Consider the following 14119-nt stretch of genomic DNA (forward strand, 5'->3'; position numbering starts at 1 on the left):
TTTATAAGCATGAACTACATCAAGCAACTGACACACTTTTTCAATAAGGCGCAGGCTGACGCGGATTTTTCCGCTACGCACCTCAGCCTTTTTATGGCTCTCTTTCAGCTATGGAACCAAGCACGCTTTGCCAAACAGATACAGATCATCCGGGACGACGCTATGCGTCTGGGAAAGATCAATTCCAAAGCGACTTATCACAAAGCAATGGCTTATCTGCATAAGCAGGGGTATATTGACTATCGCCCGTCTTACAATCCGTACAAAGGAAGTACGATTACTTTTTTTCCTCCACAATTGGCACACATTGAACCAAACGCTGAACCGGTTCAAATGCTGTCCACAAGACCAATAAACGAGCCATATAATAAACTATATAGTACTAGTATTATCCATGATAATACTAGTGATCTATCGATAGATAAAAAGAAAGAGAAAAATAAAAAAACAGCAAGTTCAAATCAAGGTGTGCTGCTGTTCCCGAAAAAAGAAAAAAGTTCCGCGCAAAAAGAAATAGCAATCCCACCACTTCCGGAACATGTCGAAGGATTTTTCTTAGCGAATCAATCCACTGTCCAGGAAGCCCACCGGTTCATGAATCACTACACGGCCAATGGCTGGCTCGTTGGTGGTAAGAGTCCGATGAAGGACTGGAAGGCGTCGGCCAAGAATTGGATCAGTAACAGCATCAATTTTACCAAATCTGCAAATTATGGAAAATCAAATCGCGCACAACAGCTGCACGCCAGCACCCGAAAGAATTATTTCGAGCCACTATGATTACAGCAAGGTTTTCCAGTTTATTGATAGAAAGGGTAAGGAACTTTATGGAAATCGGTTCGCCGTATCTGCTGATGATCAAAGCATATTGCTTCAACTGGCTGCTTACTTTCTCCGTGACGAAGAGGTATGTGACAGGCATCGAATTGATCTTGAAAAAGGCATTATGTTGACCGGTCCAATAGGATGCGGCAAAACCACACTGATGAACTTGATGCGATATCTGACCGGAAATGCAAACCGCTATATCATGAAAAGTACACGGGATGTTACGTTTGAATTTATACAGGATGGTTATGAAGTTATACACCGCTACAGCCGTGGTAAGCTGTACAACGCCGAATATAAAAACTTCTGCTTTGATGATCTTGGTACCGAAAACAACATCAAGTACTTTGGTAACGAATGTAACGTCATGGCCGAGGTGCTTTTGTCACGGTACGATCTGTTTGTTTCAAAAAAATTGGTTACCCATATCACGACCAATCTTTCCGCTACTGAGCTCGAGCAGACTTATGGCAATCGTCTGCGTTCACGTCTCCGGGAAATGGTGAATCTGATCGGTTTTGATAAGGAGGTGACGGATAAAAGGAAATGAATATTGGGCATGGAATAAATCTCTAATTACAAAATTATCCATGCCCAACAGCTTAACTTTCTAATTCTAATCGGCTAGTTCAATAACCTGCTCAGAAAACTTTGTTTTTAATGCTTCGTAATGTTCTTGAACCAGCCTATTTGCCTCTTTCTTGCAGATGATACATCTTTCTGATATCAGGCTTAGTTCACTCCAGTCTAGATCAATATTCGTCTTAACTCGCATATCTGTTAAAATACCCGTCAGCATCTTCCATCGTTTTTTTTCTTCAGAAGTGTTGTTTGGGAATATTTCACGGGGAAATTCCCATATCCCGGCAACGATGGGAAAAATACTCCTAAGCGCAAATTTTGGGGGTGTGTAATCGTAAAAATATTCTAGCAAACCTAGGAAGATCTGCTCTAATGCCAGATTATACATCAAGGTTTTGCTACATATATTCTCCACACACCCAATTGTATTGGCACTTTCAAGAAAACCATCTGCCCGCTCAAATCTTTCTTCCCAATTCCGCCATATTTTCTCAAGTTTCTTTTTGTTGCTGACACGTTCAATGTTATTTATGGTTGGCCATTTTATTCCACTCCCGTCTTTAAAGAGCAGTATTGCTTTTTGTAACGCATGCTGAAAGAACCATTTATTTTTCTTTAAATCCACCTCAATTTCCAGTTTACTATGGCCCAATAAATGCACAAAGTAATATGGCGATCCGTTCAGACTGTTTTGTAGTTGTGACATCTCTTCTCTGATATCCGTCTCGCTCACCAGTAATAATGTATAGTCTACGAATCTTTTGTTCGCACCAATAACCTCCATATTGTCCTGTCTGTACTGCTGTTCATAAAAAGAAATTAAATAGATTTCTTTAATGTCTGAAAAAGACAGGATTTTTTCGAGAATGTCTTTTAGATAAGGATATTCCGGAAATTCCATCAACTGAATACCTGCCTGTGATATAGTATCATTCTCTACCTTAATATTATAGATATATTCAGATTCGATGCTTGCTAAACATTCATGAAAAAGTTTTTCAGTACCCCCCAATAACGCATTCATTTTCATCTCCAGCGTATTGATATCTTCTTCCGATATTTCAAAGTCATCTTCATAACGGACTGCACAATAGGTCTCGTTCAGTAGGGATAGCAGACGGTCATCATTATCATTGACCTCAGAGAATACCGTATTTAACATACCCGTTGTCTTTCCTAGATATCGGTGATGGCTTCTGATATTATGGCTCGCCTTTTCTTTTCCCAAGGTTAGGATTTCCATGCACCTGTATCGGAGTTCAAACACTTGGTGTAACATGAAAGCCGCCATAGAAAGGTTCCCCTTTTCCCGGTAGAAATCAAATCCATCCCTAAACTCTGTAATCTTAAAGTTTTCTCTATCAAAGAAACGCCGCAACTCGACGGCATTCTTCTTAGCGGTAAATTCCTCCGGATAAAGCTGAAACGAACACGATGGATTCTTAAAAAGAGTTCTGTTAGGATGACATGCATGGAACAAGAATATATTTCCCTGTACCAATTTCTCCTTTACCGATGCGGAGACAAATGTTACGTGATGGAAGCTTTTGTATTTCCGCAGATCAACAGTGATCTGTGAATCAATTTCTCCTATCGATCGAGTTTCTTTGTTCGACAAAAGGATAACAATTTCATATAAACTCTCTTCTTTCTCTGAAGAAAGGGGCTCTAGAAGGAAAAGGTAGTCAACCTTATACTTCGAAGTCAGTGTCAAAATAATATCCCTTAAATCATTTTGATCGTTTTTATTAGTCAGTTCTATCATGATCGTATTCAGTTAAAATCAGGTTGGTATTCAAGTATAGTGGTAATTTCAATCAGCTTTACAATAAATTCATAGGTCTCCCTTGCTTCATTCAGAATTTTTGAATCAGTATGATTGCTTAAAACCGCTTGTTTCCAGTTCTCTAAAATTGAACGCCATTCACTTAACGGTTTTTCGCGAAACGCCTTTAGTACGTATTTGAATGGTCGTTTCTTCTGCTTTCCGGAAAGATTGTGAATCGTCTCTAGTCTGTCCGCAGGGATCTGCCACCGCATCTTTGCCAATTCAGACATTCCCGGTGTATCCGTTATATATTCATGAAAAGATTCTATAATAAATAGAAATTCATGGAAGTAATAAAGAACATTTCCCGGATTCCCGTGAGTTTGCCAGTAATTACTTTCGCCTATTAGGATTCTTGCTTGATCGGCTATACTAATTAGATCCTTTGCACTTTCGTTTTCAAAAATATCGTAAATAGTGTCTGAATAGCCGAAGGTACTTGAATCCGTATCTATTCCAAATCCCACGTATTGTTCTAAAATTGTCATGTCGCGTTCGGATATGTATCTTTCTGTATCACTTGAAGATAGGACAAACAGCGATCTAATTATTTTACTTATATCCTGATAGGTGTCATAGATAAACTCATGAAGTGATGAACAGTAGTCCACGCAATCGGGTTCCAGGCCTTCAAATAGCAAGTCATATAGATCGAGTTTTATACGGTAAAATCCATTCTGCGAATTGACTTTTGTGAGCAATTTAAAAGCTTCTTGCCGACTTTCAATTAAAGCTTCCGTAAATTCATCATCCGCTCGGATCGTCGGCTTAAGACCACTCGTTCCGAACTTAACTTTTTGGACATAATTGGGTCTGATTTGCATGATCAAATAATCGGCCTCTATCAGTCTTACAATTTGTTTAAAGCATTCGTATAAGTACAAAGGGCTTTCAAATTTCATCCAATATGCTGGTCTTATCGCCGATGAAAATAGAGTCCAGCAGACTTCCTGTACATCATCATCCGAAGCTTTGCAGTTGAAAATGTTGAGAATTAAAAACGGATTTAATATTTCTTCTTTAGTTAGATAGGAAATCCTGTTGTCACCGTATATGATATGGTTCATTGCTGGCATGTTTTAGGGTTACTAATATTTTTCAGCGTGCATTGTTCATCTACCTGCACTATTTTCATTCTAGGGTTTCCACGATAATCCATTTTACTACGCCCGAACAGTCCAAACTCTAGCTCCTCTTCAAACCATATAGACGCCTTAGCCTCGTCGTGGACATGCACATTACCTTCCGACACTTCCAGTTCCGATCCATCATAAACACTTCGCTGATGCGCCAAGACACGTGAGAAAATTGTTCTGCCGGACAGTTTTGCATAGGCATTTTTTATCATGGTACAGTCGAGAGAAAAAGCATCTACGGTTATATCAAGATGCCCTTCTCTTACGACTATACCCATATTTTGTAGGGTGAGTGTCTCTGTTGATTGCACAAAGCATTTATCCAGCATCTGCAATCCTGTCAAGATTTTATAGGTGATCGTTATCTGCGGATAATAATCGTGTAGCATCAGATAACCGTAATATTCTGGCTTGGTATAGACAACTAACTGGTTGTTGACAATAGATATATTTACCCAATTCGCCTTTTCTCCGCTTTCTTTGATGGAGAAAGATATTTGGTCGCCTTGTGCAAGTAGAACCTTACACCGGGTTTGTATAATTAAGGTATCAAAATCGTTCATGATTTTTTATTTAGTGTTCTTCCAGTATAGAAATATCCCCCTTATGTCTATTCTTTTCAAACCAACGTTTGAACCAATGCTGCATATACATATGATTATTTTTCCAAAAGAGCTTCATGTCCTCGTAATCCATACCCTCTATGGTTTCATATATTTTCCGCTCAGACTTTAGTTCATCAAACATCTGCTTGATCTGCTTTTTAGTATACAGAGGCTGGCCATATTTGCAGGCTAGAAAGAACTTCTTTGCTATTTTTCGTTGTTTAGGTGTAGCTGAGTTATGATGGGAATAACTTAACATCCACATAAAATCCTTTAGCAGTTTTTCTACCTTGACATCCAGTATGGCGCACAACATTCTGAAATTTGATGGAATATCCAATTTTACCTCTCTAACTTTACTGGAATACATTTCATCTATTTCAGCATACTTGTGGTACATGTCCACGGTTACAACCCTGGGGTTCTTTTTCTTCTTCATATCAAATTTATTTTGGTTTACACAAATGAACACAGCATCATCCACGTACCGAACCAAAACAGCTTGTATAAAACCAGCAATCCTTGTGTAATACAACGCTATCCTTGTTTTGCACCATCTGAAGATATTTCGTATCTTGAACACTGAATATTTGTTAACTTTGGACTTATGAGTACAACCAACACGACAAACCATATAGGAAGAAAAATCAGCCGTATCCGTGAACTGCGGGGAATGAAGCAGGAAGCTTTAGCTATTGAATTGGGCGTAAGTCAGCAGACGGTATCCAATATCGAAAAAAGTGCAGCTATTGAAGCGGATCTATTGGCACAGGTAGCCGAAATATTAGGGGTTACTCCAGAAGCTATTGAGAATTTTGATGAAGAAGCTGTGTTCAATATTATTAATAATACATATCACAATACTAGTAGCGATAATTCGACTTTAATTGCCAGTTCGGTAAACTACCAACCTACTTTTAATACTGCCGATAAAATTGTCGAATTGTACGAACGCCTTTTGGAAGCCGAAAAATCTAAGGTGGAGTACTTGGAGAAATTGTTGAAGGATAAATGATTTAGCTTCATTACTATATAAAAGACGTTCACTAAAAAGGTGTGTTCAGCAGGAATGAACACACCTTTTTAGTAAACGTTTTAAAACCATTTTCCCATCCTACAATGAATAGTTCGATATTACAGAACAAATTTTCAGTCTCCTACATCGCCAAGCTTTTAAAGGTAAATACTTCTACCGTAAAAACTTGGGCACAGACTTTCTCTGAATATCTGAGTGGTGATGCAAACCCAGTAAAGGGTAATCAACGTTACTTTAATTTAGATGATGTTAGAGTACTGGCATACATTTATTACTATTGGGAAGACCAACCTGATTTAGAACATATCAAAATAGGATTAAATTCTAATAGCCATTATGATGAGTTAATAGATGACCTAATCTTAAAATTAAGTCCATTTGCTTTCGATTATCACGATGAAATTGATGAATCATGGAAGCACGGCGTTCTATTCGGCGGATTGTCAGAATTCACGGATGTATTTTACCTCGCAAACTCTTACAAATTGGCCGGTGATCGATTAATTGATATTGCACTCAAGAATGAAGAATCAAGAAATTTGTTTTGCCCTGCTATTTACAATTACCGACATGCAACCGAGTTGTACTTAAAGGCCATATTTGGTTCATCTAAGCAAACTCATAATCTGAAAACTCTATTTGAAACGTTTAAGAAAAGCTTTAAAGAAAAATACGATCAAGATTGCCCTGATTGGTTTACAAATATAGTTTTAACTTTTGATACATTTGACCCTTATGGTACAGCCTTCCGGTATGGTGACGACACGAATTCAAGCGAAGTATTCATCGATTTTATCCAAATGAAGACCTTAATGGGATGGATGGCCGAATCATTTCAAAACATCCGGAGGCATCAAGGTCTTCCGGATGTTTGAGATTGATATTATTGTTCATGATAATCTAACGCCTGCTGGATGAGCATTATATATCTTCTGTTGAGTGCAACTCAAACTGGATGCCTTCATACTTGTAGTGCATTTTAAATGTTACTCGTCATCGCCAATATATTCCCCAAGTACATCAGATTGAATAATATCGACGTAAAATTTGATAATGTAATTCGTTTCATCTTCAAAAATTTTAATCAATTGCATCAAGTGTGAATGTTTTAGAATAATTTTTTTAATAGATAATGCATAAAGAAATTCCAAGAGAGCTTCTCCTTGTTCTTGATCTCTATATTTGAAAATGGTAAGGAGTATATCTTTAAGCTGTTTAGAAAACTCATCGTCAACTTGATAATTTAACTCTTCAGGTTGAGCAGCTCTTAGTATACTTGCTTGAATGATGCCATCATTAAACCGATTCAAATTATCTGGAGATATTACATTCCTAACGAAACCTGATTGTTTCAAGGTATGAAGATTATCATCCGAATTTCGCAACTTGTTAAGTACATATGCTATATTGAAATATACATCCGATTGACTCACATGGTCAGCGTAATCTTCTCGATTAAAAAACGCTGAATTTCGTCTAATTCGCAAATCTTTTTTGGGTTTTCCCTTTTCAATTCTCGGTAAAAAAAGATTGGAATGCATACCTCTCACTTCATTAGAATAACAATCCTCGATGGATCTTATCCTGTCTTTTAGAAATTTAATAATTCGCTGATCATCAGTTATACTTAGATGCTTTTTTAAGAATTCAACTTCTATTTGCCACGAGTTGTCTCCATTCAGATGGGGGCAAAAAATCTTTTCAACTTCTACGAAAGTACTATTCTCAGGGCCATACTTGCCGTATTTTAAATTAGTTTTCAGAAATTTGTATGATTTATCATTGTTCGGTCTGATAATACCGACAAAATACACTATTCTTAGTTTGTAATCACGTAAAGCTCTGCTTAGATATAGTAGGTTTTTGCCATTTGTGATACATGATCCAACAATTAGAATGCTACCGATTTTATCTTTGCTTATTTCTTGAAATTGATTTTGGCTTATTATCTCAGGAGTTTGTTCATGACAATAGTTTCCCTTTATTTTATTATGGATATACAGCGCCAATTTTTTAGATCCTGCATCATTCAGATATAATATGTATTTAAGATTGCTCGGAACATATTGGTGAATGTACGATTCTAGCTTTTCTTTATGCTTATTAAAACGCTTATCACTAGAAATATTGTCGATAATATAAGAATAGTCAATATAAACGTCATATTTTTTCGCACTACCATCTCCTGTTTCCTTGTAGTTAGTTTTTATAACTGAAGACTGTCTCTTTAATGACATAAACTGATTGATAAATGCTGATGAAGTTTGAACATCCATATCATTTGCATCAATCTTAATTCCGTTAATTTTAGGCTTTTCCAGCAAAAATACATCTCCCGATATTTCTATTGGATACGATCCTTTAGAGCATAATTCACATTTCTGGTGACTTTCATAAGTATCAAAACGCTCTATACCGATGGGATTTTTATCGTCTTTTGTCAAATTGCATATAACCTGTTCAAGAGCAATTTTTGACGGCTTAGTATTATCTAGATAAAAAAGTATAATTATATTTTCCTTTTTAAGCTCTGGATTCTTATGTATGATGTACTCTAAAATATTGCCCGAAGTGGATGCGGAAATCAAAATAAATGAAGTGCTCTTTATTTTGATTTTCCCGCTATACAGCCCTTCATAAGACCTAAAGCTATTAACTGGATAACTTTTTATGGAATCTGGAATAAACTTGTTAAGTAAATCATTTAGTGCGATTGCCACAGAGTTGATAGCTGACGTATCACAATATATTTCTTTGTGAAAATCTGTTCGAAAATGTTTTAAAATGCTGAATGCAATAAAATAAATCTCCGAACTGTACAAGAGTATGTTAGCTACTCGCAAAAATTTGTCGCTATGCTTTCTTCCGGATGGGAACATAAAATGATGATGGCTTCCGGTAGATTCTACCAAACCACCCCTCTCTACAAAGATTTTTGTTAATCCTTGATTTAAGAAATACGTTTTAAAAACTTCAATTCCCTTAAATTTTTTAAAATCCTCATGGGATTCTTCCTGAATATTACCTTCAATATCGAATGTCAATACATGTAGATTATCATAAAACGACGTTTCTTCAATCTTTGGGACATATTTGAAAATTTCCTTTTTTGTATTAGCTATTGTTTGCACAAAATCTTTAAGATACTTCCCCGCAATAATGACAGTCTTATCAGTTTGAAAATGGTTAGAATAAAAAGTTTTTAGTTCTTGTTGTAACTGAATGCTATCAATAGTATATCCAGGACAGAAAACCACTGTAGCAGATGTTTGTTTCTTTCCTTCCTTATAATAGACATCATATAAATAGTAGTTATTCATGAGTATATTCTGGGATTTGAGGTAATGGGTAAAGCAAGCTCACAACACTTCCAGAGCTGTATTTCTGTTCAGTAAAATTATTCTTAGAATTAGTCTTCCAGTCAAATAACTCCATCTGCTGAAAATTGCCTTTCTCAATCTCTTGATAGGGGTTCTTGGTGAGATTACGATAAAGGCAATATTTGTCAGTTTTGATCCTTAGAAAGCCTTTACCTGTATCCAAAATGCGTAATATTCTGTCCAACCCCTTTCCTTTTTCTTTTTTGAAAATCCCTATTGATGACGTTTGATTTTTGATTAAGCATTTCTTAATTACATCAATATCATGTAGGCTTTCACTGCGCTCTTCGACGAATCTTTTAACAAACCCCGCACCAGCGTCAAATACCGACATTTCAATAAAATACACTTCCCCTAATGTGTTATTTTTAATCGTTTGCTCATCCTTAAAAAAGTCGCTAATGGGTTTCTCATCTGCATACTCTTCCAAAAGTTTTGCTCGATTCCGTTTATAGAATTTAACAAAAACACCTCTAATATTTGGCGTTATAGGCGTTTTACTTTTATCTTCTTTTCCCCATTCTTGGGTGTTTTTTAAAAGTTCGTATATGATACCAATGATATCGTCATACACACTTGATAAATTTTTTTGGAAGTAACTTAATGTATAGTGAAGCACTTGATTCATGATAGGCGGTTTCAAACTATCATTTAAATCAGGTTCTTGAGCAATAAATTCATCTTTTGTTTCTAGATAAGGAAGCAATCCTGTCGCATTATCAAAATGATCGAGATTAGCTAATAGTAATTTTTCACCTTTTCTCATAGCCTCTACTTTCCTCATTCTACGAATAAATTCGTTCTGATAATATCTTAAATGAGCTCGTACATTTTTTCCGTTCACATCCTCAATCAATACATCATTCCATGAAAGAGCTACTAATGGAAATATGAACTCCTGTTCATACAATTTTGTGAGGGTTTCTTCATCTATGGACTCTATATTCAAAATGAGTCGCTTTGCAAAACCGCATTGTATCCAAGTTGCAACGAATTGAATTAGACTGGAAGTAATAGAAAAAAAATTCCTAGAAAGATTTTTAGGGATCTGGACACTGACATATTCCTTTTTATTTATGGACGAATACAAGTCATTATACAATTTTTCGAAATCCCCAAGCGTCGTATTCCCTCTTATTTTGATTATTTTTTCCATATTGTCACTTTTTACTTTTCGCTTTCTTTATTAACTTCCCAAATCCCTTAGGCTCAAAATTATTATCTCTTAACCATTTTAATCCAACCATTATCTGTTCATTGGTGTATTGCTGCTTTCGATCACTCCACATATAAAAGTCTTCGATCAGATCACTGTCTGATATTGATGTGTTTTCTATAATTCTGTTATTCCAGACAGCATAGATCGTCGCAATTATTTCAGCTTCAGCTTCGGTTGTTTGATATAAAAGACCAAATAACTTATCCAATCGATCCTGTGCCGGTGCAAAATAACCTTGATAATACCCCTCGATTTTTTCCTCTTTTGTTAAAGGAACGAAGCGTTGATTTTGCGATTCAAACCATTTTTGTGATTTGAAATGACCATATATCGATTTCATAAAAGAGTTATCATACGGGCCTGCTGCCTGGTAGTAATAATTTTGGTTTAAATCTGCCTCGATGATATGCTCAGCCAGAAACTGGACTTTTTGAAATTTGATATTAGAAAAATTTGGATCGTCTTTAAATACTGATACTACTTTTCCTGCTAAAACCTGTCTTGCAAATCCCTTTCTGCTGGAAGGGATGTCTAATGGTTCTATTCGACCATAACATGCGTCCGGTTCCGCAGCAATTAAAATGTTAGAATTATCTATATTGTAATTATCACTAACTTTTACCTGTCCATTCATTAACATAGGTAATAGCCAATCACGAAGTTGAACGAGTTCGCAATTTAGACGTTCATTGATAGATGTTTTTTCAATTATTGACTGGTAATACTCTGAGAATCTATCTTGTAAGCTTCGTGGAGGTACGACCAAATTTATATCAGATAATTGATTGCGATTTAACTCTACTTGTCCCGTTGAACCATTTGCAAAGCTCTCTATTTCTGCTTGTTTAGATAAAAGAGAATAGCCAAAAAATACTGTATTGATCTTTTCCGTTAATGCCCTTACTATCGTAACATGTGAATCGACAGTGACCTCTTCCTCATTAAGCCAACGAACTAATGCCACTCTTCCTAAAGTGCCAACACCTGTAGAATTAACTAAAACATCATACTTTTTTATAAATCTACTAGACGCGTTCTTTACTTCATTATCATGTCTTCGTTCAAATTCGAATAACACCCGATGTTCTCTAATACACTTTTGATTAAGAACTGGTATACCACTCTCTCCTTCGATATATTTCGGAGATATTCCTCTTGATAGAAATGATGTCAATGTATTTAACTTATTCACTTCCCATCCCTCCGGAATCTCCCTTTTCACCACCTCATTATACACCATCTTGCCACCGGAAGATTTGTAAGGTTTTCCTTCTTCATTGGGAAAATCAAACTGCACAAACCAGTAGTCATAAAGCGTCTTAGACATTTGCTCCAGTTCATCATTAATTTTATTATTCAGCTCAATCTTCTTATCTAATGAGGAAAGTACAGATGCTATTTTTTGTTGTTTGCTATCGATTCTAATTTCTAATTTTTCAATAGCTTCCTTTGTTAAGGCATTTCTAGTTCCACCTACACGACCAATTGTCAGGAGATAGTTTTTTCGATAGATCAAATAATATAACAAAAAATCTGGATCAACTTCTCCATTTGTTCTAAGAATTGAAACGTGTTGATTTACTCGAGCAGGTAAAACATCTTCTGGCACTTTACAAACTCTAGCAATCGAATCACCAGTTATATTCAGTAAAATATCATTCTTAAAAACTTCGACATTATTCAATTTTCTAGCTTGATCTTCATCAATGTATGCTAATCCATCTTTAGAGAATGTCATATCTAGCACATTTTGACTTCTGATTAAGGAGATTCCACTCTGTTTATATGATGATTGCCCCCCTCTAGGTGTAGATCCACTACCGATTTTTGAAGTCAATTTTTTTAAGGGTTTATAAAAATGATTATTCATACTTCAATCCTTTCAATTGTTTCTGAATTTCAGCATCTAGCTTATTTCCTTCCTTAAAAAGGGCATCTAATTTTACCTCAAAGCCCTCCATTTTATTTGCAAATTCTTCTGCAGTAATATCCACATATTCAATCTTTACCTCAAAATATTGACCTGCAGAGAAGCTATAGTTTTTCGATTTAATCTCATCAGCATTAACAACCACACTAAGATCTAATACAGCTTCTTTATTAGAAAAAGTATTAACAATCTTTTCCTCTTCACCTTTCGTAAGTACTGTACGCTGATTCTTACCTTCTTTGACCGTTTCACCCAATTTACTAGCATCCATCAACACGATCTTTTCTTGCCCAGCTTGCTTATCGATGAATATCACAGAAACATTGGTACCTGTACTAGCAAAAATATTACTTGGCATGCTCACCACACCGCGTAACCATCCATTGTCGATTAATCGCTCCCGTATTTTTTTCTCTATACCACTTTGGGCAGTAATAAATCCTGTTGGTACGACAATAGCTGCTTTACCTGTATCATTCAAACTGTGCATAATATGCTGAATAAATAGTAGGTAAATAGCCATGGATTCTTTTTTTGCTTTGGGGACATTGGGAATGCCCGCAAAAAAGCGCTCTTTGAACCGATCTGTATCCAGGTCTTCTCTAAAATCGGAGAAATCTAATTTAAAAGGCGGATTGGATACGATGTAATCAAATTTTTGCTTTTCTAAATAATAGGGTTGCGCAATGGTGTTCGTCTTGATCACATTGGGAATACTATGCGTCAAGTTATTCAAGATCAAATTCAAACGCAACATCGTACTCGACTTCTGCGAAATATCTTCGGAATAAATAGTACACCGATCTTCACCTATGTTATGTGCCAAGGACATCAAAAGGGAGCCCGATCCTACACTGGGATCGTAACAACGAACCTTCTTAACATCTCCTTGCACAAGGATATCTGCAATAATACGCGCTACAGCATTTGGGGTATAGTATTCTGCATATTTACCACCAGAGTCGGAGTTGTAATCCTTTACCAGATATTCAAATATATCTTTGAAGAAATCGTACTTCTCCGTAAAATAATCTTCAAAGCTTTCCTCAAAACTAAACTCAAATAATTTGTTAATTAAAGCTTTACAGAAATCATCTTTTTGCGAGGAGTCTGTGATGTAGTTGCTCAACTCATCAAAGAGCTTGTCTTTCGCGCCAGAGAAAGACTTAATGGAGAAAACACTGGCATTCTCCGTACTGATGTCACGAAGCGTGTCATCAAAGGTCTTTGCAAAATCTTCTGAGTTTTGATTGTTGTATAAGTGAGAAATTAACTGGTGCGGTTTTAATTGTGGTACATTCTCATCGAGCAAATCCATCAATAACTCATATTGCCCATCCTCTTTTTCGTATAGGTTCTTTAAATTTTGATAGAACTCTTTATTATCGGCTAATTCAGGCTTGAGTCTTTTGACTTCAAAACGAAATTTATCATTCAAAAATTTATATAAAAATACCTGAGTAATAATTTTAAACTCATTACCATCATTTCCCAAACCATAATTGGCACATACGCTTTTCAAGCTGTCAATTAGCTGTTTGGTCTTGGTAGTATATGTAATATCGTGTGTCATTT

At 36.0% G+C, this 14119-nt stretch carries 12 protein-coding genes; 4 read left to right on the plus strand and 8 right to left on the minus strand.

Going from position 1 to position 14119, the window contains the following annotated elements:
* The first annotated feature begins 9 nt into the window (after window positions 1-9).
* Window positions 10-780, plus strand: coding sequence for a transcriptional regulator (locus tag EWE74_RS02520; RefSeq protein WP_130139961.1), 771 nt, complete (start codon window positions 10-12; stop codon window positions 778-780).
* The gene (locus tag EWE74_RS02525) at window positions 713-1378 is read left to right on the plus strand and encodes an AAA family ATPase (RefSeq protein ID WP_130139962.1); all 666 of its coding nucleotides are present in this window, start codon (window positions 713-715) and stop codon (window positions 1376-1378) included. The genes EWE74_RS02520 and EWE74_RS02525 overlap by 68 nt, the downstream gene beginning before the upstream one ends.
* A gap of 66 nt (window positions 1379-1444) precedes the next feature.
* Here EWE74_RS02525 and EWE74_RS02530 read toward each other — a convergent pair whose 3' ends face one another.
* From EWE74_RS02530 to EWE74_RS02545, 4 genes are read right to left on the minus strand one after another with little or no spacing between them, the layout of a single operon-like run.
* Window positions 1445-3175 (minus strand): HEPN domain-containing protein, encoded by a 1731-nt coding sequence (locus EWE74_RS02530; RefSeq protein ID WP_130139963.1) that lies wholly within the window; start codon window positions 3173-3175, stop codon window positions 1445-1447.
* Between the two features lie 8 nt (window positions 3176-3183).
* Window positions 3184-4305, minus strand: coding sequence for a hypothetical protein (locus tag EWE74_RS02535; protein ID WP_130139964.1), 1122 nt, complete (start codon window positions 4303-4305; stop codon window positions 3184-3186).
* On the minus strand, window positions 4302-4937 hold the full coding sequence (locus tag EWE74_RS02540; RefSeq protein ID WP_130139965.1) for a GIN domain-containing protein: 636 nt from the start codon (window positions 4935-4937) through the stop codon (window positions 4302-4304). The genes EWE74_RS02535 and EWE74_RS02540 overlap by 4 nt, the downstream gene beginning before the upstream one ends.
* 10 nt (window positions 4938-4947) lie before the next feature.
* Window positions 4948-5418, minus strand: a complete 471-nt coding sequence (locus tag EWE74_RS02545; protein ID WP_130139966.1) for a hypothetical protein — start codon at window positions 5416-5418, stop codon at window positions 4948-4950.
* 168 nt (window positions 5419-5586) lie between these two features.
* On the opposite strand from EWE74_RS02545, the gene EWE74_RS02550 reads away from it, so the two are divergent.
* Together EWE74_RS02550 and EWE74_RS02555 are read left to right on the plus strand one after the other, a co-directional pair.
* Window positions 5587-5994 (plus strand): helix-turn-helix transcriptional regulator, encoded by a 408-nt coding sequence (locus EWE74_RS02550; protein WP_130139967.1) that lies wholly within the window; start codon window positions 5587-5589, stop codon window positions 5992-5994.
* 104 nt (window positions 5995-6098) lie between these two features.
* Window positions 6099-6890: a MerR family transcriptional regulator gene (locus EWE74_RS02555; RefSeq protein ID WP_130139968.1), complete on the plus strand. Its 792-nt coding sequence runs from the start codon at window positions 6099-6101 to the stop codon at window positions 6888-6890.
* A 111-nt stretch (window positions 6891-7001) separates the two neighbouring features.
* On the opposite strand, the gene EWE74_RS02560 is transcribed toward EWE74_RS02555, so the two are convergent.
* Genes EWE74_RS02560 through EWE74_RS02575 form a run of 4 tightly spaced genes read right to left on the minus strand, consistent with a single transcriptional unit; the run spans window position 7002 to window position 14117 of the window.
* Window positions 7002-9335 carry a hypothetical protein gene (locus EWE74_RS02560; RefSeq protein WP_130139969.1) on the minus strand — a complete coding sequence of 778 codons (2334 nt, stop codon included), beginning with the start codon at window positions 9333-9335 and terminating at the stop codon, window positions 7002-7004.
* Window positions 9328-10551 (minus strand): hypothetical protein, encoded by a 1224-nt coding sequence (locus EWE74_RS02565; RefSeq protein ID WP_130139970.1) that lies wholly within the window; start codon window positions 10549-10551, stop codon window positions 9328-9330. The genes EWE74_RS02560 and EWE74_RS02565 overlap by 8 nt, the downstream gene beginning before the upstream one ends.
* Before the next feature lie 4 nt (window positions 10552-10555).
* A complete protein-coding gene (locus tag EWE74_RS02570; RefSeq protein WP_130139971.1) occupies window positions 10556-12484 on the minus strand; it encodes a restriction endonuclease subunit S in 1929 nt (642 codons plus the stop codon).
* Window positions 12477-14117 carry an HsdM family class I SAM-dependent methyltransferase gene (locus EWE74_RS02575; protein WP_130139972.1) on the minus strand — a complete coding sequence of 547 codons (1641 nt, stop codon included), beginning with the start codon at window positions 14115-14117 and terminating at the stop codon, window positions 12477-12479. The genes EWE74_RS02570 and EWE74_RS02575 overlap by 8 nt, the downstream gene beginning before the upstream one ends.
* Between the last annotated feature and the right edge of the window lie 2 nt (window positions 14118-14119).

The sequence above is a fragment of the Sphingobacterium corticibacterium genome, from assembly GCF_004208525.1.
GTDB lineage: Bacteria > Bacteroidota > Bacteroidia > Sphingobacteriales > Sphingobacteriaceae > Sphingobacterium > Sphingobacterium corticibacterium.